General features: G+C 69.1%; 22 protein-coding genes and 1 pseudogene. 19 read left to right on the top strand and 4 right to left on the bottom strand.

Annotated elements, in window-relative coordinates; translation table 11 throughout:
* The 13 genes and pseudogenes from RMN86_RS15805 to RMN86_RS15865 all read left to right on the top strand — a co-directional run.
* On the top strand, positions 1-561 hold a 561-nt coding region (locus RMN86_RS15805; protein WP_309606815.1), incomplete at its 5' end, for a lytic transglycosylase domain-containing protein.
* A 50-nt stretch (positions 562-611) separates the two neighbouring features.
* Positions 612-896 (top strand): TrbC/VirB2 family protein, encoded by a 285-nt coding sequence (locus RMN86_RS15810; RefSeq protein ID WP_309606816.1) that lies wholly within the window; start codon positions 612-614, stop codon positions 894-896.
* A gap of 2 nt (positions 897-898) precedes the next feature.
* Positions 899-1,186, top strand: a complete 288-nt coding sequence (locus RMN86_RS15815) for a type IV secretion system protein VirB3 (RefSeq protein ID WP_309606817.1) — start codon at positions 899-901, stop codon at positions 1,184-1,186.
* Entirely contained in the window at positions 1,183-3,576 is a 2,394-nt protein-coding gene (locus tag RMN86_RS15820; RefSeq protein WP_309606818.1) for a VirB4 family type IV secretion/conjugal transfer ATPase, read from the top strand. The genes RMN86_RS15815 and RMN86_RS15820 overlap by 4 nt, the downstream gene beginning before the upstream one ends.
* The gene (locus RMN86_RS15825) at positions 3,576-4,772 is read left to right on the top strand and encodes a type IV secretion system protein (protein WP_309606819.1); all 1,197 of its coding nucleotides are present in this window, start codon (positions 3,576-3,578) and stop codon (positions 4,770-4,772) included. Before RMN86_RS15820 ends, RMN86_RS15825 begins: the two co-directional genes overlap by 1 nt.
* Positions 4,769-5,485 (top strand): VirB8/TrbF family protein, encoded by a 717-nt coding sequence (locus tag RMN86_RS15830; protein WP_309606820.1) that lies wholly within the window; start codon positions 4,769-4,771, stop codon positions 5,483-5,485. Before RMN86_RS15825 ends, RMN86_RS15830 begins: the two co-directional genes overlap by 4 nt.
* Positions 5,485-6,225, top strand: coding sequence for a TrbG/VirB9 family P-type conjugative transfer protein (locus RMN86_RS15835; RefSeq protein WP_309606821.1), 741 nt, complete (start codon positions 5,485-5,487; stop codon positions 6,223-6,225). Before RMN86_RS15830 ends, RMN86_RS15835 begins: the two co-directional genes overlap by 1 nt.
* The gene (locus tag RMN86_RS15840; protein WP_309606822.1) at positions 6,222-7,400 is read left to right on the top strand and encodes a TrbI/VirB10 family protein; all 1,179 of its coding nucleotides are present in this window, start codon (positions 6,222-6,224) and stop codon (positions 7,398-7,400) included. The genes RMN86_RS15835 and RMN86_RS15840 overlap by 4 nt, the downstream gene beginning before the upstream one ends.
* A complete protein-coding gene (virB11, locus tag RMN86_RS15845) occupies positions 7,397-8,386 on the top strand; it encodes a P-type DNA transfer ATPase VirB11 (protein ID WP_309606823.1) in 990 nt (329 codons plus the stop codon). Before RMN86_RS15840 ends, virB11 begins: the two co-directional genes overlap by 4 nt.
* Positions 8,387-8,391: 5 nt before the next feature.
* Positions 8,392-8,994, top strand: coding sequence for a HupE/UreJ family protein (locus RMN86_RS15850; RefSeq protein WP_309606824.1), 603 nt, complete (start codon positions 8,392-8,394; stop codon positions 8,992-8,994).
* Complete coding sequence (locus RMN86_RS15855; RefSeq protein ID WP_309606825.1) at positions 8,991-9,476, top strand: hypothetical protein; 486 nt, start codon at positions 8,991-8,993, stop codon at positions 9,474-9,476. Before RMN86_RS15850 ends, RMN86_RS15855 begins: the two co-directional genes overlap by 4 nt.
* A complete protein-coding gene (locus RMN86_RS15860) occupies positions 9,473-10,330 on the top strand; it encodes a DUF4198 domain-containing protein (RefSeq protein ID WP_309606826.1) in 858 nt (285 codons plus the stop codon). The genes RMN86_RS15855 and RMN86_RS15860 overlap by 4 nt, the downstream gene beginning before the upstream one ends.
* A gap of 411 nt (positions 10,331-10,741) precedes the next feature.
* Positions 10,742-11,472, top strand: a pseudogene (locus RMN86_RS15865) (alpha/beta hydrolase).
* A 189-nt stretch (positions 11,473-11,661) separates the two neighbouring features.
* On the opposite strand, the gene RMN86_RS15870 reads toward RMN86_RS15865, so the two are convergent.
* On the bottom strand, positions 11,662-12,042 hold the full coding sequence (locus RMN86_RS15870) for a hypothetical protein (RefSeq protein ID WP_309606827.1): 381 nt from the start codon (positions 12,040-12,042) through the stop codon (positions 11,662-11,664).
* Between the two features lie 101 nt (positions 12,043-12,143).
* Between RMN86_RS15870 and RMN86_RS15875 the strand changes: the two genes are divergently transcribed.
* The 3 genes from RMN86_RS15875 to RMN86_RS15885 all read left to right on the top strand — a co-directional run bounded on the left by RMN86_RS15875 (position 12,144) and on the right by RMN86_RS15885 (position 13,651).
* A complete protein-coding gene (locus RMN86_RS15875) occupies positions 12,144-12,344 on the top strand; it encodes a hypothetical protein (RefSeq protein WP_309606828.1) in 201 nt (66 codons plus the stop codon).
* A gap of 190 nt (positions 12,345-12,534) precedes the next feature.
* Positions 12,535-12,843 (top strand): SemiSWEET transporter, encoded by a 309-nt coding sequence (locus RMN86_RS15880; RefSeq protein ID WP_309606829.1) that lies wholly within the window; start codon positions 12,535-12,537, stop codon positions 12,841-12,843.
* A gap of 157 nt (positions 12,844-13,000) precedes the next feature.
* Positions 13,001-13,651: a carboxymuconolactone decarboxylase family protein gene (locus RMN86_RS15885; protein ID WP_309606830.1), complete on the top strand. Its 651-nt coding sequence runs from the start codon at positions 13,001-13,003 to the stop codon at positions 13,649-13,651.
* Here the strand turns inward: RMN86_RS15885 and RMN86_RS15890 are convergent, their stop codons facing one another.
* On the bottom strand, positions 13,652-15,706 hold the full coding sequence (locus tag RMN86_RS15890; RefSeq protein WP_309606831.1) for a CocE/NonD family hydrolase: 2,055 nt from the start codon (positions 15,704-15,706) through the stop codon (positions 13,652-13,654). It abuts the gene before it with no gap.
* 132 nt (positions 15,707-15,838) lie between these two features.
* Here RMN86_RS15890 and RMN86_RS15895 point away from each other — a divergent pair, with 132 nt between their 5' ends.
* A complete protein-coding gene (locus RMN86_RS15895; RefSeq protein WP_309606832.1) occupies positions 15,839-16,891 on the top strand; it encodes a glutathione S-transferase N-terminal domain-containing protein in 1,053 nt (350 codons plus the stop codon).
* A gap of 47 nt (positions 16,892-16,938) precedes the next feature.
* Positions 16,939-17,976, top strand: coding sequence for a purine nucleoside permease (locus RMN86_RS15900; RefSeq protein ID WP_309606833.1), 1,038 nt, complete (start codon positions 16,939-16,941; stop codon positions 17,974-17,976).
* Here the strand turns inward: RMN86_RS15900 and RMN86_RS15905 are convergent.
* Positions 17,940-19,073, bottom strand: a complete 1,134-nt coding sequence (locus RMN86_RS15905) for an AGE family epimerase/isomerase (RefSeq protein ID WP_309606834.1) — start codon at positions 19,071-19,073, stop codon at positions 17,940-17,942. The genes RMN86_RS15900 and RMN86_RS15905 overlap by 37 nt on opposite strands.
* 38 nt (positions 19,074-19,111) lie before the next feature.
* On the bottom strand, positions 19,112-19,363 hold the full coding sequence (locus RMN86_RS15910; protein ID WP_309606835.1) for a hypothetical protein: 252 nt from the start codon (positions 19,361-19,363) through the stop codon (positions 19,112-19,114).
* Positions 19,364-19,617: 254 nt separating this feature from the next.
* Between RMN86_RS15910 and RMN86_RS15915 the strand changes: the two genes are divergently transcribed.
* Positions 19,618-20,040, top strand: coding sequence for a helix-turn-helix domain-containing protein (locus RMN86_RS15915; protein ID WP_309606836.1), 423 nt, complete (start codon positions 19,618-19,620; stop codon positions 20,038-20,040).

The raw sequence follows: 20,040 nt of genomic DNA on the forward strand, positions 1-20,040 counted from the left end.
GCCGCAATCGCGGCGATCGCCTCCCCGTGCCTTGCCGATGTGATCGAAATCGCACCTGACGGAGCGGCCGTCACCTACGCGGCGCCGGCGGTGTTCGGCCCGGACGGGGCTTCGCCGATCAACGTCCGAACCGCGGCGGCCGGTCCCGCGATCGACATCTCCAAAGTCATCACCGAGGCCGCCCGCCGCCAGCAACTGAGCGCCGATCTGGTGACCGAGGTGGCGTGGCGGGAGTCGCGTTTCCATCAGCAGGCAGTGTCCAACCGCGATGCTGTCGGGGTGATGCAACTGACCGCGGCCACAGCGCGCGACCTCGGTGTCAATCGCTATGACCTCAGCGAGAACATCCACGGCGGCGCGGCCTATCTGCGGCAGATGATGGATCGATACGGCGGCGACGTGCGTTTGGCGTTGGCGGCCTACAACGCCGGCCCCGGCGCGGTTGATCGCTATCGCGGCGTGCCGCCGTTCCAGGAAACCACGGCCTATGTCGCGACTATCCTTTCGCGGATCGCCCAGAAAACCCTGGTCGGGGGCCTCGCCCCCGTAACCGGCCGATAGGAGCAAAGCCCATTCGCATACCCCGTCAACGCCTGCGTCCAAGCGTCGCCTTGGCAAGCCTTGCCCAACTCGCCCTGGCCGGCGCGGCCAGCGCCCAGGTGGCAGATCCTGCCGGTTCCGGCGCGATCGTCGGCGCGCTCAATTGGCTACAAGGCACCCTGCTGGGCACCGTCGCCACGGTGGCCGCGGTGATTGCCGTTGCGGCGGTCGGCTTCATGATGCTGACCGGCCGTCTGAACTGGCGCTACGGCGCCACGGTTATTCTCGGCTGCTTCATCCTGTTCGGCGCGGGGGCTATAGTTGCGGGGCTGCGCCAAGCCGCGGGCGGCGTCTGACCATGGCCGCGCAGCTCGAACGGGACCTGGTGTTCGGCGCGCTGACCCGGCCGCAGATGTTCGCGGGCGTAACCTACAGCTTCTTCGTCCTCAACGCCGTGGTGACGGCCGAGCTGTTCCTGATCTCCAAGTCCTTCTGGGCGCTGCTGGCGGCGCTGGCGATCCATGGGCTGGGCTACGTCGCCTGCCTGAAAGAGCCGCGCGTCTTCGACCTGTGGCTGACCAAGGTCAGCCGCTGCCCACGGGTGAAGAACTGGTCCGTCTGGCGCGCCAACTCCTATCGCCCATGACCGGGTCCCTCAGCCATACCCCCAAGGCCCGTCGCGCCGCGCCCGGTCGCGAAGCCAGCGCCGGCGCGCGGTTGCCCTATGCCCGCCACGTCGACGACCGAACGATCGCCACCCGCGACGGCATGCTACTGCAGTTCATTGAGCTGGCGGGTCTGCCGTTCGAGACCGCCGACACTGAAGAGATCAACTATCGCAAGGCGCTGCGCGACGGCGCGCTGCGGGCGCTCGCCAATTCCCGCTTCGCGCTCTACCACCACGTGGTCCGGCGCGAAGTGACCCCGACGTTGGAAGGCGACTACACCGACGATTTCAGCCGGACGCTCGACGAGGCCTGGCGAGGCCGGCTCGCGGCCAAGAAGCTCTACGTCAACACGCTCTTCCTGACCCTAGTACGCCGGCCTCTGCAGGGCCGGGTTGGCCTGGTCGAGGGCGCCGTGCGGGCGATCACCGGCGCGGGTCGGGCGCAGACCGACGCGGCCCGGAAAATTGAACAGCGCGAACTCGACGCCGCGCGGGAGTCGCTGATGGCTTCGCTCGCCCCCTACGGCGCGCACGTGCTCAGCGCCTACGACACTCCAAGCGGGCCCTGTTCCGAGCCGCTCGAGTTCCTGTCATCGCTTTACAACGGCACGCTGCAACCGGTCCTCCTGCCGCAGTGCGATCTTGGCGAGCACCTGCCCCATCGCCGGGTGACGTTCGGCGCGGACGCTCTGGAATTGTCACGCTCGGCCACTCAGGCGCGCAGCGTCGCCGCCCTGATCTCGATCAAGGAGTACCCGCCGCAGACGGCGCCGGGAATGCTCGACGACCTGCTGCGCCTGCCCCATGAGCTGGTGATCAGCCAGAGCTTCGGCTTTGTCGACCGCCAGGCCAGCCTGGACCGGATGAACCTGGCGCTTCGCCGGATGCGCTCGGCGGACGACGAGGCAATGAGCCTGCGGATGGGCCTGACCGCCGCCAAGGACGACGTCGCTTCCGGACGGGCCGCCTTCGGTGAGCACCATCTGACGGTCATGGTCCGCGCGCCCACGCTGGCCGCGCTCAATGAAGCGGCGGCCGAGGTGCAGTCCAGCTTCACCGAGATGGGCATTATCGCCGTCCGCGAGGAGGTCAATCTGGAGGCCGCGTTCTGGGCGCAGTTTCCCGGCAACTTCAAGGACATCGCGCGGCGCGCGCTGATCTCGACCGGCAATTTCGCGGGCTTTGCCTCGGGCCACAACTTTCCGGTCGGCCAGGCGCAGGGAAACCAGTGGGGACCGGCGGTCACCGTGCTGGAGACCACTTCGGCTGGCCCCTACCACTTCAATTTCCACAAGGGTGACCTCGGCAACTTCACGATCATCGGCCCGTCGGGGTCCGGCAAGACCGTGGTGCTGAGCTTCCTGCTGGCCCAGGCTCGCAAGTTCGATCCGCGGATCGTGTTCTTCGACAAGGACCGGGGCGCCGAGATCTTCCTGCGCGCCATCGGCGGCCGCTATGACGCGATCCGCCCCGGAACGCCGACGGGGTTCAACCCGCTGCAGCTGGCGGACTCGCCGGCCAACCGCGCCTTCCTGTCCGACTGGACGGCGCGCCTGGTGGCGCGACCGGGCGAGGCGCTCGGACCGGAGGACCTGGCCCGGATCAAGGACGCCGTCGACGCCAATTTCGACCAGCAGCCAGCCTATCGCCGGCTGCGGTATTTCGCCGAGCTGTTCAAGGGTGACCGTCGGCCGGAAGCCGCAGACCTTTCCGCGCGACTGCGGCCGTGGTGGGGGGACGGCGAGCGGGCCTGGCTGTTCGACAACGCCGAGGACGCCCTGGATCTGGAAGCCCGCACCCTGGGTTTCGACATGACCCAGATCCTCGATGAGCCGACGTTGCGGACTCCGGCCATGATGTACCTGTTCCACCGGGTCGAACAGCGGCTTGACGGCGACCCGACCCTGATCGTCATCGACGAAGGCTGGAAAGCGCTGGACGACGACGTCTTCGTCGCCCGCATCAAGGACTGGGAAAAGACCATCCGCAAACGCAACGGCGTGGTCGGCTTCGCCACCCAAAGCGCCCAGGACGCGCTGGAGAGCCGCATCGCCTCGGCGATCATCGAGCAGGCCGCCACCCAGATCTTCATGGCCAACCCCAAGGCCCAGGCGCGTGACTATTGCGACGGTTTCGGCCTGACGGAGCACGAGTTCAACCTGATCCGCTCGCTGCCGGACACCTCTCGCTGTTTTCTGATCAAGCATGGGTCCGACAGCGTGGTCGCCCGGCTGAACCTGTCCAGCGAGCCCGATCTGCTGACCGTGCTGTCCGGCCGTGAGCGCACGGTTCGATTGCTGGACACCCTGCGCGAAGACCTTGGCGAGGATCCCGCTGTCTGGCTGCCGCGCCTGCTGGAACGCGCCTGATGCCAGCTCTGTGCGCCGCCCCTCAGCCTGACGACGGCATGGTCCAGGGCCTGCTTTCGTCCGTCGACTGCAACGTTCAGACCATGGCCGAAGCCGGCTACAACGCGCTGGCCCAGCCCTATTCGCCGATGGCCCTGGCGCTGACGGCGATGCTGACGCTCTACATCGCGTTCATCGGGTTCCGCCTGCTGATTGGCCGTACGCCCTTGCGGGTCGGCGACCTGACGCTGAGCGCCCTGAAGATCGGCGCGGTCCTGGTGCTCGCCACCAGCTGGCCGACCTACCAGCACCTGGTGTTCGACACCCTGTTCCGCGGGCCGGAACAACTCGCCGCCGGCATGCTCGATGCGCTGCAACCGGCGGGCTCGACGCTGCGCGGCGCGGCCTTCGCGGGCCTGCAGGCGGCCTATGACGAACTTCAACTCTCCGCGGCGTTTTTCACCCAGCACAGCCTGAGCGTCGCCTCGCCGCTGCAGGGCGGCAACGCCGGGGCGGCCCTGGCGCTCAACGCCTCGGCGCTGATGATGTTGCTGACCAGTCTGGGCGTGGTGCTCGCCGCCAAGATCGTGCTGGGTCTGTTGCTGGGCCTGGGTCCGGTGTTCGTGGCCTTCCTGTTGTTCGACGCCACAAGGGGGTTGTTCGAAGGTTGGCTGCGCGCCGCCGTCGCCTTCGCGCTCGCGCCCCTGATGGCGGTTCTCGGACTGGTGGTGCAGCTGACCCTGATCGAACCTCACTTGCTCAGGCTTGCCGAGATGCGGACGGGCGCCACCCTCGACGTCGGCCCGGCCAACGCGGTCTTCCTGCTGACCCTGATTTCCACCGGTGTCAGTGTCGCCCTGGCGATCGCCGTCGGCGTGATCGCCACCGGCTTGCGCCTGCCGCGGCCGATTCAGGCGACTGCCGGAACCGGGATTTTGGCCCAGTCCAGCACGTCGAACATCACGACACTGGAACAGCGCTCGCCGGCGCAGTTCCAGCTCGAGCCACGCGCGGCCTCGGTCGCCGCCGCCGCCGCGGCGATGGATCGGCGCGAAAGCCGGCTCGTCGTCGCCGAGGGCGCCGCGCCGCGCCGAATTGCCACCGGCCGCCATCGCGACGAGGCGAGGCCCGCAGCAACATCCGCCAACGTTCAAGCCTCGTACCGCCGCCCGGCGCAGCCCCGCTCGGCCGCCAGCAACCTGCGGAGAGATCGATGAAGCCGGAAAAGCCGCCTGCCGCGGATCGCGGGGCCTACTACGCCGACGCCGCATCCTGGTCCCGCGACGTGCACGGCGCCCTGCGCGCCTCTCGCAACCTAGCCTGGGGCGTCGCCATCGGGCTGGGCGCCATCGCAATGCTCGAAGCCGTGGCTCTGGCGGCCATGATGCCGCTGAAGACGGTCGTCCCCTACACGATCACCGTCGACCGGCAGACCGGTTATGTGGAAACCGCTCAGGGCCTGAAGCCGGGTGGTCTGTCGCAGGACGCCGCCGTCACCGAAGCCTTCCTGGCGCAATATGTGATGGCGCGCGAGGGCTACGACGCCACCGACCTGCAGGCCACGTACCGCAAGGTCGCGCTGTGGTCGGTCGGCTCCGCCCGCGACCAGTATCTGCGGGCCATGGCGCCGACCAACCCGCAGAGTCCGATGAAGCTCTATCCGTCCACGGCGGTATTGCAGCCGACGATCAAGAGCATCTCGCTGCTCTCCAAGACCAGCGCCCTGGTCCGTTTCGACGTCGAGCGCCACGACTACGGCGCGTCATCCGGCCAGAGGCAGGCGTACGCCGCGGTCATCGGATTCCGCTATACCGGCGCGCCGATGCGGATGGAGGATCGTTTCCTCAACCCGCTGGGCTTCCAGGCGTCGTCGTACCGGCGGGACTCCGAAATGATCGGCTCGACCGCCGGTTCGCAGGGCATCCGCTGATGCGCGGGTTGAAGCTCACCCTGGTGCTGTTGGCTGGACCGCTAGCCGCCCACGCCGCCTTGCCGCCGATTCCGGGATACGGCGACCCGCACATCCAGAGCGTGGCCTACGATCCCGATCAGGTCGTCCTGCTGCGCGGCGTGCTCGGCTATCAGCTGATGATCGAGTTCGCCCCCGACGAGCGGCTGGAAAGCGTGTCCATCGGCGACTCCCTGGGCTGGCAGGTCACCCCCAACCGCAACGCCAACCTGCTGTTCCTCAAGCCCATCGATCGCAAGTCGGTGACCAACATGAGCGTGGTGACATCGCAGCGCCGCTACGCCTTCGATCTGCACGTCCTGCCTAAGGGGGCCAAGACCGGGCTCGCGCCCTACGTCGTGCGGTTCGTCTACCCGCAGGTGGCGATGGCCGTGCCGCTGCCGCCGCGCCCGGATCCGCCGCCAGAGGAGCGCAACCGCGCTTACGTCGTCACCGGTGCGCCCGAAAACACGCCCGCGCGCGTTTTCGACGACGGCCGGATGACCTATTTCGCCTGGGCGCCGCAGGCGTCGGCGCCGGCGATTTTCGCGATCGCGCCCGACGGCAAGGAAAGCCTGGTGAACTACGGCGTGCGAGGCTCCTACACGGTCGTCGAACAGCTCGCCCCGCGCTTCATCCTGCGCAACGGCAAACAGGTCGCCACGGTGATCAATCAATCCTACGCCTCGCCGCTCACGGCGCTCCGGTCGGAGGCCAGATGACCCGCGACGCCTCCCCGTCCGACGCCGCCATCGATCCGGAGGAGAGCTCCGCCTTGTTGGCCGGCGACAGCGATCCCGTGGTCGCCGGATCGGCGCGCACGCTCAATCCCATCGCCCTTGCGGCGGCGTTCGCCATCGCCGCGATCCTGCTGTTCGTCTGGCTAAACGGGCTCCGCACCGCGCGCGTCGACTCGGCCCTGGCCACCCAGGCGGCTCAGGCGCAGACGGCGGCCTGGACTGCCCCCCCCGCCCTGGAGCTTCCGGCCACGACCATCTCAGCGCCGGGTCCCGCGCCCTTCAGCGGTCTTCCCGCTCAGGTCGGGATGTCGTCACCGCCCGTTCCGCCCCCGGCCCGGCCCGCGCTGATGCAGGGCGCGCCGAGCGTTTCCGCCGCGGATCTGCTGCAGCGCCGCAGGGCGCCGGCCCTGATCGTCGATCTGGGCCGCGCGCCGCGTGATTTGGTGCTGGCCCAGGCTGGTCCGGCGCCGGCGGCGGCCATCGGATCGCCGGCGGCTGGCGTAGCGCCCGGAGGCGGTCAACGCCCGCAGCTCACCGACACCGAACAGTTCGCCCAGCGCGTGGGCGATGAGACCCCCGACCGCGCCCGCGCCGTGCCCATGCGCAGCCCACACGCCGTGGCCCCGCAGGGGACCATCATCCCCGGCGTCCTGGAGACCGCCATCAATTCCGACCTCCCCGGGTTCACCCGCGCTGTGGTCAGTCGCGACGTCCTGAGCTTCGACGGCAAGGCGGTCCTGATCCCGCGCGGCAGCCGGCTGATCGGCCAGTACAAGAGCGCCGTGGCGCTCGGCCAGTCGCGCGCGTTCATCATCTGGACGCGAGTGATCCGGCCGGACGGCGTGTCGATCCAGATCGGCTCGCCCGGCACCGATGAGCTGGGTCGCGGCGGGCTGGAGGGCGACGTCGACCGCCACTTCTTCCGACGCTTCTCCGGCTCGATCCTGCTGTCGGTGTTGAACGCCGCCGTGGCCTCGGTCGGCCGCACGCCCTCGACCCAGATCAGCATCGGCTCGCCCGGAGCCGCCGCCGGCGCGGCGACCGCGGCGCTGCAGGGTGATGCCATTCCGCCGACGATCAGGGTGCAGCAAGGCGAAGCGATCAACATCTTCGTGGCCCGTGACCTGGACTTTTCCGCCGTGGAGCCGGTGCGGTGATCGCCGAGCCCGCGGTCTATCTGCGCACCTACCTCGCTCCGTTGGCGGGCCTGCTTGAACGGCCCGAGGTCACCGACATCTTCATCAATGCCCCGGGTGAGGCCTGGATCGAGACGGTGACCGGCGCCATCGAACGACACGCCGCGCCGCAGCTCGACGAGACCACGCTGTGGCGTCTCGCCCGGCAGATCGCCAGCCTGTCGCACCAGGGTGTCAACCGTGAGCATCCGCTGCTGGCCGCAACCCTTCCGGACGGCGAGCGGGTACAGATCATCGCGCCGCCCGCCACCCGCGGGCACGTGGCGATCGCCGTGCGCAAGCACGTGGTGTCCGATCTCTGTCTCGATGACTATGAACGCGCCAGCGCCTTCGCCGCCACGCGCACGGACGGCCAGTCGGACGCAGCCCGGGTCGATGCCGAACTCCGCGCGATACTCGATTATGGGCGTTCGGCGGACTTTCTCCGGGCGGCGGTCCGCCACCGCAAGAACATCGTCATCGCCGGGGGCACCTCGACGGGCAAGACCACCTTCCTCAACGCCCTGCTCAAGGAAATCCCCCGCGAGGAACGGCTGATCCTCATCGAGGACGCCGCCGAGGTGCAGCTCGACCACCCCAATGCGCTGGGCCTGATCGCCGTGCGCGGCGACAACGGCGAGGCCCGTGTGACCGCCGATGACCTGCTGCAAGCGTCCCTGCGCATGCGACCTGACCGCATCATCCTGGGCGAACTTCGCGGCAAGGAGGCGGCGACGTTCCTGCGCGCCGTCAACACCGGACACCCTGGATCGATCACCACCCTGCATGCCGACAGCCCGCGCGGCGCCGTAGACCAGCTGACCCTTCTGGTGCTGCAGGCCGGCCTCAATCTCGGCCGCGCGGAGATCTCCGACTATGTGCGCGGCATCGTCGACGTCTTCGTGCAGCTGACCCGGCGCGACGGGCGCCGTGTGATCTCCGAAATCGTCTTCCAGCAGCAGGCATAGGCGGGATGCGCGCTCGCCTGGGGTTCGCCGGCGCAGCGATGTTGCTGGCAGGCTGGTTGGCCGCCGGGCCGGCGCTGGCGCACAGCGGCACGGGCCTGCCCGGCGGCTTTATCTCCGGCTTCCTGCACCCGCTCAGTGGTTTCGACCACCTTCTGGCCATGGTGTCGGTGGGCCTCTGGGGCGCCTTCCTTGGCCGACCCTTGATCGTCGCTCTGCCGGTGATCTTTCCGACGGTGATGGCGCTGGGCGGCGCGCTGGGCATGGCCAATCTGCCGCTGCCAAGGGTGGAGCTCGGCATTGCCGTCTCGGTCCTGGTGATGGGCGGGGTGATCGCCGCGGCCTATCGCGCACCGATCTGGCTGGCGTGCGGGATCGTCGGGGTGTTCGCCATCTTCCATGGCTACGCGCATGGCCGCGAGCTGCCTTCCGCCGCCGATCCGATCGGCTACAGCGTCGGGTTCGTGCTGGCGACCGGCATGCTGCACGTGGCCGGCATCGGCATCGGCGTGCTCAATGATCGGCCAGGCGGCGTCGTCGTGACCCGCGGCCTTGGCGCGGGCGTCGCCTTATGCGGCGTCTACTTCCTGTTTCGGGCGCTGACGACATGAGGGGCGGGGCGCTTCCGCCGGCGCTGCTGGCCTCGGCGTTGGGCTTTGCGCTGGCCTTTGCACCGCGCCGGGCGATCGCACCCGGCGTAGCCGTCTTCGCTGGCGTCGCCACCGCCGTCAGCTTCGCGCGGATCGACCCGGCCTGGACCGATGCGATCTTCTATGGCTGCTGGACGAGTGTGATCGTCACGGCCCTGTCGGTTCACCTGCCCCGAACTCTTCGCCTTCGCGCGGCGGTCTTGTTGGCCTGCAACGCCGGGCTGTGGGCGGGTGCGGTCATCGCCGCCGCTGGCGCGCCGCTCGATCTTGCGAAGGCGTTGCCCTGGGTGCTCATCTGCCTGCCTGCGAGCCTGCTGGTGTCCCGCGGGATGGGCATCGCGATCAAGGTGGTCGCCAGCTGGCTGGTGGCCGTCTCCATCCTCGCCGCCGCCCTGCCGACCCTGACCCCGACCCCAGGCTATGTCGGAGACCACATGGAATGAACATGCCTCGCAGTCTTCAACGAACTACCCTCGCCGCTGTGTTCGGCCTGGCCGCGGCCACCGCGTCCCTCAGGGCGGCGGCGCACGATTTCTGGGTTCAGCCCTTCAAGTTCTGGATCGCGCCCAATACCTCAGTCATGACCACCCTGCAGGTGGGGCATGGCGAGTTCCGCCAGCGCTGGACAGCGGATGCCGGGCGCGTGGTTCGCTTTAACAGCGTCGGACCCAGCGGCGCGATCACCGATCACCTGCGCGAGTTGCGCGTGGGCTCGATGAATCAGGATCACATGATCGCGTTCGGCGGGCCGGGGACCCACGTCCTGGCCCTGCAGACCAGCTACGCCGAGAGCACTCTGCCGGGCATCCGGTTCACAGACTATCTCAAGCAGGAGGGTCTGACGCCGGCGTTGCTGTTGCGGAAGCAAACGCACACCGAAGATCAGCCCGGCCGCGAGATCTACAGCCGCCGCGCCAAGGCCCTGGTGCAGGTCGGGCCGGCCACCGACGCCCCGCAGCCGTGGGTGACCCGGCCGGTAGGCCTCAGTCTGGAAATTGTCCCCGAGGTGAACCCCTATGCCTTGGGCGCCGGTCAGGACCTGCCGGTCCGCGTGCTGCTGGACGGACGCCCGCTTCCCGGCGCCACCGTCATGTTGAACAACCTCCAGTTCGACGGCCGCCCGTTGCAGACTGTGCTCACCGACGTCGCTGGCCGCGCGGTCTTCAGGTTTCCAAGGACCGGCGCCTGGCAATTGAACGTTCTGTGGACCCGCGCGCTTAAGGGAAACCCCAAGGCGGATTTCGACACCACTTTTTCCAGCCTGACGTTGGGGTTTTCACCCGCGGTCGCCCATTGACCGCCATGCCTCCACTCCGGCTCCGGCCAAGAAAGATCAGCCATGACCGCCAAGCTCTCGTTCGCACTCCTGGCCGCCGTCTCCACCCTGGCGCTGACGACAGCGGGTTGCTCGAAGAAGGCCGAAGCCCCCGCAGCGCCGCCGACCGCCGACGCCGCGGCTGACAGCCCCGCGGCCGCCACGCCGACGGCGGGTCCCGAAATGCAGAAGGTGCTCGACCACCTGGCGATGCTCGGCGGCAAGCCGATCGAAACGCTGGAGCCGGCCGAGGCGCGCAAGCAGCCGACGCCCGCCGACGCCGTCAAGGCGCTGATGAAGGAACAGGGGATAAGCACGGCGGCCGATCCCGCTATCACCACAAAAAACCTCACCTATCCCGCCGGCGCGGGGATGCAGAAAGCGCGGGTCTATATGCCGACCGGCGCCAAGGGGCCGCTGCCAGTGGTGCTCTATATTCACGGCGGCGGCTGGGTGATCGCTGACATCGACGTCTATGATTCAAGCCCGCGCGCGCTGGCCAAGGCGACGCGCGCGATCGTTGTCTCCATCGAATACCGCCACGCGCCGGAAGCCAAGTTCCCCGCAGCGCACGACGACGCCAACGCCGCCTACAAATGGGTGCTGGCCAACGCCGCCAAGTGGGGCGGTGACCCAATGAAGATCGCCATCGTCGGCGAAAGCGCTGGCGGCAACATGGCGCTCGACGTAGCCATCGCCGCCCGCGACAAGGGCTGGGCCAAGCCGCTGGCGGTGGTCGCGGTCTATCCGGTCGCCAACACCTCGCCCGACACCGCGTCGAAGAAAGCCTTCAGTCAGGCCAAACCGCTCAACACCCCGATGTTGACCTGGTTCTTCAAGCACACGCTGTCCAATCCCGAACAGGCCGCCGATCCGCGCCTGAACCTGGTCGCCGCCAAGCTGGACGGCCTGCCGCCCACGACCATCATCCTGCGCAGATCGACCCGCTGCACGACGACGGCGCGGGTCTCGCCGACAAGCTGCGGGCAGCCGGGGTCAGCGTCGACCTGAAGGAATATGCCGGCGTCACCCACGAATTCTTCGGGATGGGCGCCGTTGTGCCGGCGGCCAAGGAAGCCGAGGACTACGCCGCCGCCAAGCTCAAGGCCGCCTTCGGGACGTGAGGATAGGCTTGGCGCCCGCGGCCGGAACCCACTCTACAGCGTGAAGACGCTATGTGGCGGCTTGGCGGGAATGGCGAAAGAGCAAGAGGCGCCAATGCCGTGTTGTGGCGGAGATGTCTCAACCTCTGACTGCCCGCACCGCCAGCCAGTCTGTGTGTCCAGCCCGGACACATGGGTAACGTTCTGTACCTAAGACATAGGTGACAACCTCGGGCCGAACGGGTTGTCGACGGGTTGCAGGGTTTTCTGCTCCAGATCGATGAAGCCGAGATCGTAGTGCATGAAGCTGACGAGCCAGATTCCCTCGTCGACTTCCTTGATGCCGAGGCGTTGACCGGCGAGCACGCAGGAGACGTTGATCTTTTTGCGATGCATGCAGATCCGTCCGCAGTTGGTGACGACGGCGTCTCGGTCGTGCAGCGGATAGGTCAGATCCGGCAGGCCGACGTAGGGCCTGGGCGAGGCTGAGTAAACGTCCGCCGGCCGTTTCATTGCCAGCGCCTCGTGGGATCTTTCGGTATTGAGTTCCTCGACGAAGGCGTCGAGGCGGGCCTGCTGAAATCCACGCACCACAGATCGTTGGGCTGGTCGCCCGTCGAGAGCCCGGTCCCTTTCGCGCGCTGTCGGGGACGTCCGAGCGCCTTGACCAGGCCGTCGCGGTGCAAGACGGCGTGGACCGTGCTCTTGGCGGGGATCCACACATCGCCGTCGTCTGGCTCGCCAACAAGCTGCACGAGTTCGGCGTCGCCATGCAGCCTGGGGACGTGGTCCTGTCCGGCTCCTTCGTAAAGGCGATTCCCTTCGGCGCCGGCGACACGATCCTGGCCCTCTACGACCAGTTGGGCGAAGTCATCTTGCGGGTGGGCGACTGATCGCCCTCCCGACCGCTCGACCACGCCAGGCTTGTGATTGGCGGGGTCCGGCGATCGGGTCACCCGCGCATCGGGCCTGAGGTTTGCGGTCACCCAGCGGGATGGGAACCGCGCCGCGCGGTCTCCGTTCTCAAGACGCCCTCATTCATCCCGGTTTTGCCGCTGGGGCCGGCGTGCCGTGGGAGGTCCGATGAGGAGTTGGCTGTTCGTCGATGCGATCGGGGTCGCCGCCGCGGTCTGTTCGATGGCGAGCTTCGTCCCGCAGGTCGCCAAGATCATCCGCGAGCGTGACGCCTCGGCGGTGTCGCTGCGAATGTACGTCGTCACGGTGATCGGGTTTTCGCTGTGGGCCGTCTATGGCGTGCTGGTGCGCAGCTGGCCCCTGATCGGTTCCAACCTCGTCAGCCTGGCGCTGGCGGCCTTGGTTCTCGCACTGAAGGTGCGTTACCGGCGGACCTCACCGGACATCGCGGCGCGCAATCCTTCCCGATCATGTTGAGTCTGTCCAAGCGGACTTCAACCAAGCGGATTTCAAACTGACCGACTACCCACGCGGCCCTCCGATGGACATTTCACCGGCGACAGGTAGCCTGACGACACGATCAGCGGGCCGCGGGCGGACCCCGCCGCCGCCCTCGAACCCTCGGAGCCTATCCATGCCCGTCCTGCGCCAGGTTCCCCGCGCCGAAGTTACCGACAAGGTGATCAACGTCTATTACGACCGCCTGTTCGGGCCGGGTCGCGATCCGGTCGCCAGTCCCGGAACCGCCACCGGCACGCCCGGCGACTGGTGGACGGTCTTCGCCCTGGCGCCCGACATCTTCCGGCACGCCGTCGATGGCTTCGCCGTCTATCGCCATCCCGACCGCAAGCTCGACCCGGTGCTGCGCGAACTCGGCCAGACCCGCGCCGGTTGGGTCAAGGCCAGCCAGTTCGTCTTCTCCCAGCACTGCAAGTCGCTGCGCGGGCTTGGAGTGTCGGAGGAAAAGATCGCCGCGATCCCGCACTGGTCGGTGGCCGATGTCTTCGACGAGCAGGAGCGCGCGGTCCTGGCCTACGCCGACTGCCTGACCGCCGGCGACGGGCGCACACCGCTGGCGGTGTTCGACGCGCTTCGGACCTTCTGGGGCGACGAGGAGATCCTGGAGTTCACCTACATCACCACGCTCTACGCCATGCACGCGGTGATGACCCGGGCGCTGCGGATGGAGTTCGACGATCGCCCCGAGCCGATTGTCGAGGTGGCCGCGCCGGAAGGCTTCAGCGCGCAGGACTTCCTGGGCGCGCCTCGACCGAAAGCCGACTGACTAAACCAGCCGCCGCGGAATACGGCTGTCGCTGCGGCGTTCGAAGGTGATCACCCCGGCCTTGCTGGCCGACAGGGATTCGGTGAGCAGGAAGGCGGTGGGCGTCGAGGTGAGTTCGATCACCGCTGTGACGCTGCAGTCCCAGGCCCCCCGCGTCCAGGCGGTGGTGGCTTCCTGGCGCCACCGCGCGCTGTTCGGTTGACCCTCGACGATCTCGCTGGTTTCCCGGTGGCCGCGGGTCAGCATCGTTCCGGTGTCCGCCAGGGTGGTGGCGGCCGGCGGACTGTCCAGGTCGATGCGGTAGTGGCCGGGCCCGACGGGCGCGGTGGTGACGCCGGGCGTCGGGAGCGGCGGATCCGGCGGCGAGGCGTGACGCACGGGGATCGGAAACGGCGCCGGAGTCGATTCGCGCGGCCGCACGGGCAGGTCGACCCGGCAGTGATCCAGGGAGAGCGTCAGCGTGGTGGTCTCCGGCGACGGCCAGGCCAGGGGCCACAGGTTCTCCGAGATCGCCACGCGCAGGCGGCTGCCGCGGCGGAACCGGTGTCCCACCAGGAACAGGGGGAACGCCACGTCATAGAGCTTGCCGGGCTCCAGGGGCTCCGGATCGCGGTCGGACTGGCGATGGGTCAAGTTGCGCAGGCCGTAGCTGACCAGCCAGGAGCGGCCGTCGGCGGTGACCTCGGTGACGCGCACCGCGACCTTCGCCACAGGACGATCCGCGCCGACCCTCAGGCGGGCCATCGGATAGCCGAGAATTTCGAGATCCTCGGCGAGCGGCGGGCTGTCGAACGTGTTGGACCGTGCGTCGTCCAACGACTGTTCGATCGGCGGCCGGTCGATCCACTCGGGCTTGGTCAGGCCGACCACATGGTCGCCCGCGATCTGTACGGTGGCCCTGGTCCCGGGGTGGTCCGCCAGCCCGCCGGGCGTCAGGTGGAAGCCGCGCGGCGCGATGTCGGGCGAGGGCCAGGCGGCTTCCGCCACCCAGCGGCCCGGGATTTCAGCGGGCCGGGTCTGCGCCCAGGTGGCGTAGGGCATGAACGCGCGCAGCATCGGCTCGGCCATAATGCCGGTCGCTTCGCCCATCAGCCAGTGCGACCACCAGCGGACCTCCTCGAAGGTCCAGTCGAGGCTCATGGGGTCCGCGGTCCAGGGGTAGGTATGACCCCAGGGGCCGATCAGCCCCTTGCGCGGAACCTTCAGGTTGGCGAGCAGCCGCCCGATCGGGTTGGAATAGGTGTCCTGCCAGCCGCCCACCACATAGGTCGGGACGGCGATCGCGTCCCAGTCCAGGGCCACCGAGCCACGCCGCCAGTAGTCGTCGAAGGTCTGATGACTGAGCCAGGTTTCCACGATCGGCGGCGTCGCCTCCAGCCGCGCGCGCCACATCGCCTCCCAGCGCTCGCCGACGATGGCGGGGTCCGGCGGCCCGGCCATCACCGTCTTGAACCCCACGCCCCATTGCAGATTGGTGTGGCCCAGCGCGCCGCCGACATAGTGGGCGTCGTTGGTATAGCGGTTGTCCGAGCAGCCGATCGCCAGGATCGCTTTCAGCGCCGGCGGGCGCAGGGCGGCGATCTGCAGGGTGTTGATCCCGCCCCACGAAATGCCACGCAGGCCCACGGCGCCGGAACACCAAGGCTGGCGCGCGATCCAGGCGATCGCCTCGACGCCGTCGGCCAGTTCCGGGCTGTCGTACTCATCGACCAGCACGCCCTCCGAATCGCCTGAACCGCGCACATCGAGCCGCACATAGGCCACGCCATGGCCGGCCAGCTGTCGCCCCCAGGCGGTGTCGTGGCCGCGATAGGCGTCGCGCTTGCGATAGGGGATGTATTCGAGCACCGCCGGGACCGGCCGGGCCGCGGCGCCCCTGGGCAGGAACAGCCGGGCCGAGAGCCGGATCCCGTCTGGCATCGCGATCCAGACATGCTCGGTAATGTCGATGTCGCCGACCGGAGGCAGGGTCCAGCCGGCCGCACGCGCGCTGGATCCCGACGCCACGGCGGTCGCGGCAGTGGCCGCCAGCACCTCACGGCGCGACATGGACATTCGGTACTCCCTGCCAGGCGCTGGCTATCGCGCCAGATAGGCGTGCAGCGTCCGGCGCCCTTCCCAGCGACGGGCCGCCCGGGTCAATATGTGGCCGCACCCGTCGCGCGCACAACCGGAGACTCAAAGCCCATGGCCGACCCCATCGCCCTCTCCGGCGCCCCGGGCTCGCCCTACACGCGCAAGATGCTGGGGGTGCTTCGCTATCGCAGGATTGCCTACCGGCTGTTGCCGCCGAGCGGTGGGGCCCTGGGCGGCGCGGCTTTGGGCGGCGTGGCATCGACCAACCTTCCTCGGCCCAAGACGCCCCTGTTGCCCACCTTCTACCTGCCCGACGCGGCCGGCGTGTTGCAGGCGGTGACCGATTCCACGCCACTGATCCGCCGGCTCGAGCGCGAACATGCCGGGCGCAGCGTGATCCCGTCCGATCCCGCCCTGGCCTTCCTCGACGAGCTGATCGAGGACTACGCCGACGAATGGCTGACCAAGGCCATGTTCCACTATCGCTGGGCCTACGCGCCCGACATCGCCAAGGGGGCGGCGATCCTGCCCTGCTGGCGCGGGTTCACCGTTCCCGACGAAGAGTTGCGCGCGCGCGGGGCGGCCGTGGCCGCGCGCCAGATCGAGCGCCTGCGCTATGTCGGCTCCAACGCCGTCACCGGGCCGGTGATCGAGGCCAGCTATCGCCGCTTCCTGGCCGCCTTTGAGGCGCACCTGACCCACCTGCCCTATCTGCTGGGCCACCGGCCCGCGGCCTGTGATTTCGCGGTCTTCGGCCAGCTCACTCAGCTCGCCGAATTCGACCCGACGCCGATGGCGCTGACCCTGAAGCTCGCGCCCCGCGTCACCGCCTGGGTGGGTCTGATGGAGGATCAGTCCGGCGTCGAACCCGGCGAAGGCGACTGGATTTCCGTGACCGACCTGCCCGCCACGCTGACCGCCATCCTGGCGGAGATCGGCCGGGTCTATCCGCCGGTGATGCTGGCCAACGCCGCGGCGGTGACGGCCAGGACCGGCGAGGTTGTGGCCGAGGTGGAGGGTCAGGTCTGGACCCAGCAGCCCTTCCCCTATCAGGCCAAGTGCCTGGGCTGGCTGCGCCAGTCGCACGCGGACCTGACGCCGGCGGCGCGGGGGCGGATCGACGGGATCCTCGCCCCAAGCGGGCTGGCCGCACTGTTCGTCTGACCTGCCGGGCAGCCCGATCCCTCAACCCACCGCCTCGGAGCTCGAAGATGCGCCGCCTGATCCTGGTCTTCGCCCTGTCGGTGTTCGCGCTCCTGGCGCCGGTGGCGCGAGCCGCGCCGATTCCGGTCCGCGTGGTGGTCTTGACCACCTTTGAGACCGGCGCTTCGGCCGCCAGGGTCTCCGGCGAGTTCCAGGCCTGGGCCGACCGGTGGCCGCTGACCCATCCGTTGAAGATCCCCGGTGTCGAGGGCCGCGTGCTCTACTCCGACGACGGGGTGCTGGGCGTGGTCACCGGGATGCGCGCCCGGGCGCGGGAGAGCGTCGCGGCGCTGATCCTCGACCCGCGCCTTGATCTCAGCCACGCCTACTGGATCGTCGCCGGGATCGCCGGCGTCGACCCGCGCGCGGGCTCCATCGGAAGCGCCGCCTGGGCGCGCTATGTGGTCGATGCCGACCCGATCTTCGAGATGGACGACCGGGAAATCCCCGCCGGCTGGCCGGACGGGCTGTGGTCGCTTGGCGCCGCCCGGCCCGGCGTCAAGGGCAAGGCGACCGGGTCCAGCGGCATGGTCTGGAAGCTCAACCCAGGGCTGGTGGCCTGGGCCTATGGACTGACCCGGGACGTGGCCCTGCCCGACTCCGATCTGTTGCGGGCGGCGCGGGCGAACTATCCCAGCGAGCCTGCGGCCCTGCGGCCGCCGTCGGTGTTTCTGGGCGATGATCTGGGGACCACGCGGTTCTGGCATGGGGAGCGGCGGACCCGATGGGCGCGTGACTGGGTGAAACTCTGGACCGACGGCGACGGCGTCTTCGCCATGACCGAGTGTGAAGATCAGGGCATCCTCGACGTCCTCGACATCTTCAGCCGCGAAGGCCGCGTGGATCTGGCCCGGGTTCTGGTCCTGCGCACGGCCAGCAACTATTCCCGCGAGGGCGACGGCGCGCCGTCGGATCTGAAATTCGCGCCGGGCGGCGCGGCCGCCGCGTTCGAAGCCGCTTATCGCGTCGGCACGCCGGTGGTGAAGGCTCTGGTGGCGGGCTGGGACCGCTACGCCGTCACGCCGCCGGCAGGCGCCGCGCGCTGATCCGTCAGCTCCAGGATCGCAACGATCAGGTGGTAGAACGAGGTCGCCGGCGCCGGACCCGCGACAAACGTCCCGTCGGTCTTCAGCGTGTCGCGCCAGGCGCCGCGCGCCGGCGTGTCGAGGTAGCGCGCCAGTCCCTGCGCGGCGCTCAAGGCGTCGTCCGCCTCGCCCAGGATCAGCGCGGCCTTCAGACGCTCGGTCTGCGGCCAGAGGCGCGCGTCGCCGTCGCGGATCGCGAAGTCCTCCCACAGCGCATTCACCGCCACCCCTCGCCCGGCGTCCACACCCCTCAGTCCGTTCCGATAGAGCCGGCGCGCCGCCGCCCGGGCGGCTTCCACGCCGCGCGCGCGGCCCCAGCGTTCGAGCAGCCAGGCCCATTCGAACTGATGGCCCGGCTCGACCAGCCCGCCCTCGCCGCTCAGCGGCCGCCAGTCGGCGTCGAAGAATTCGCGCAGCGCGCCGGTCTCGGAATCGATGAAGTGGCGCAAGGCCAGGCCCGCCAGCTCGTCGCTCAGCCCCGCCCAGCCTGCGGCGCCGGTCGCTTCCCAGGCCAGGGCGCTCTCGAACAGGTGCATGTGGCAGTTGGCCTGGTAGGGCTGCGCGCCCGATTCGCGATAGCCGCCCCGCGGCGCCCGGCGGTCGTCCAACGCCGCCAGCGTCCGCGCGGCGTCGCCGGCCAGGTCGCCCGCCATCGGGTCGGCGACCTGAAGCGCGGCCATGGCCAGCAGCGCGAAGGCCTGTTCATAGATGTCCACACGGGTATCCAGCGGCGCACCGTCGATGGCGACGCTGTTGATGAACAGGCCGTCGGGTCGCCGGTAGTCGCGCAGCAGGCCCTGAAAGCCGCGCCGGGCGATCAGCAGGTATTGGTCCCCGTATCCCGCGCTCACCGCCGAGGCAAAGACGAACACCTGCCGGGCCTGGGCGCGAGCGCGCCGCGGCGCCGGACGCGCCCGCCCCTCGACGCTCAGGGCCTCCTGAAAAACGCCCCGCAGCGGATCGACACCGGCGTCGGCCCACAGCGGCAAGGCGGCTTCGCGCAGCCAGGCCCCATACCAGGCGGCGGCGTCCGGCAGGGTGGTGAAGGGGGGAACCATCGCCCTATAATGGCGGATTCTCGCGTGAGCCGCGCCCCTCAGGCGTCGCAGGTCCTGACGGCGTGGGCCACGTGGAAGGCGCCGGAGTGGGAAAGCACGATCCAGTCGCCGCTGCGGGCGATGACCTGCCCCTCCGGCGTCCGCACCTGAACGCCGGCGCCTTCGGCCAGCGCGCGCGCGTCCTGGCCCAGCCAGGCCCATAGCGTGCGCCAGCCGGACTTGTCGCTCGGCGGCGGCACGCGCAGGGCCGCGCCATGATCAAACGGCGGATGCAGACGGATGGGACGCATGGGTTCCAGGCGGTGACGGGCGGATCGGGACGCCTCAGTCGCGGCTGCTTCGGTCACCAAGTGCTTAACCGCCGCGGGGCGGCCCGCCGCCTGGCGCCCCTGTTCCACGATCAGGGTTCGAATTTGTCGCACCGGGTTCTGCCAGATGGACTTTTCAAATGCCGGCGAAGAGTCTTAACTTATGGTAGAGCTGAAGGCGCGGCCTCGGGGGACTTGGGCGCACCTGACGGAATCAGCCAGCGGGAGAACGGCAATTGGCAGCGACGTCCACCAAGGCGCCTGACCCCATGGATATCGCCCTGGGAGCGGCGGTACGCATCCGCAGACGGACCATCGGCATTTCGCAGGAAGCCCTGGCCGAGCAATGCGGGGTCAGCTTTCAGCAGATCCAGAAGTATGAGAACGGGGCGAATCGCATTTCCTTCTCGCGGTTGGTGCAGATCGCGCGCGCGCTGAAATGCCGGGTCGTCGACCTGATGGACGTGCTCGACGGTCCGGATCGCGAGACCACCGGCGACCTCGATGTCCTGACCCGGATGCGCACGCCCGGCGCCGTGGAGCTGCTGACGGCCTTCGAACGCATGACGCCGGAGGCGCGCAGTTCGCTGGTAGGCCTGCTGCGGGCCATCACCCCCGCCGGCGCGCACACGCCGACCAAGACCCGCCAGGCCGCCTGA

This window comes from Phenylobacterium sp., assembly GCF_031360265.1.
Taxonomy (GTDB): domain Bacteria; phylum Pseudomonadota; class Alphaproteobacteria; order Caulobacterales; family Caulobacteraceae; genus Phenylobacterium.

Bases quoted from the DNA above. Each gene is read 5' to 3' on its own strand.
- RMN86_RS15900 (WP_309606833.1), top strand. From the start codon at position 16,939: ATGCGCCGCCTGATCCTGGTCTTCGCCCTGTCGGTGTTCGCGCTCCTG.
- RMN86_RS15895 (WP_309606832.1), top strand. From the start codon at position 15,839: ATGGCCGACCCCATCGCCCTCTCCGGCGCCCCGGGCTCGCCCTACACG.
- RMN86_RS15840 (WP_309606822.1), top strand. From the start codon at position 6,222: ATGACCCGCGACGCCTCCCCGTCCGACGCCGCCATCGATCCGGAGGAG.
- RMN86_RS15850 (WP_309606824.1), top strand. From the start codon at position 8,392: ATGCGCGCTCGCCTGGGGTTCGCCGGCGCAGCGATGTTGCTGGCAGGC.
- RMN86_RS15855 (WP_309606825.1), top strand. From the start codon at position 8,991: ATGAGGGGCGGGGCGCTTCCGCCGGCGCTGCTGGCCTCGGCGTTGGGC.
- RMN86_RS15835 (WP_309606821.1), top strand. From the start codon at position 5,485: ATGCGCGGGTTGAAGCTCACCCTGGTGCTGTTGGCTGGACCGCTAGCC.
- RMN86_RS15830 (WP_309606820.1), top strand. From the start codon at position 4,769: ATGAAGCCGGAAAAGCCGCCTGCCGCGGATCGCGGGGCCTACTACGCC.
- RMN86_RS15890 (WP_309606831.1), bottom strand. From the start codon at position 15,706: ATGTCCATGTCGCGCCGTGAGGTGCTGGCGGCCACTGCCGCGACCGCC.
- RMN86_RS15820 (WP_309606818.1), top strand. From the start codon at position 1,183: ATGACCGGGTCCCTCAGCCATACCCCCAAGGCCCGTCGCGCCGCGCCC.
- RMN86_RS15880 (WP_309606829.1), top strand. From the start codon at position 12,535: ATGAGGAGTTGGCTGTTCGTCGATGCGATCGGGGTCGCCGCCGCGGTC.
- RMN86_RS15910 (WP_309606835.1), bottom strand. From the start codon at position 19,363: ATGCGTCCCATCCGTCTGCATCCGCCGTTTGATCATGGCGCGGCCCTG.
- RMN86_RS15860 (WP_309606826.1), top strand. From the start codon at position 9,473: ATGAACATGCCTCGCAGTCTTCAACGAACTACCCTCGCCGCTGTGTTC.
- RMN86_RS15885 (WP_309606830.1), top strand. From the start codon at position 13,001: ATGCCCGTCCTGCGCCAGGTTCCCCGCGCCGAAGTTACCGACAAGGTG.
- RMN86_RS15825 (WP_309606819.1), top strand. From the start codon at position 3,576: ATGCCAGCTCTGTGCGCCGCCCCTCAGCCTGACGACGGCATGGTCCAG.
- RMN86_RS15905 (WP_309606834.1), bottom strand. From the start codon at position 19,073: ATGGTTCCCCCCTTCACCACCCTGCCGGACGCCGCCGCCTGGTATGGG.
- RMN86_RS15815 (WP_309606817.1), top strand. From the start codon at position 899: ATGGCCGCGCAGCTCGAACGGGACCTGGTGTTCGGCGCGCTGACCCGG.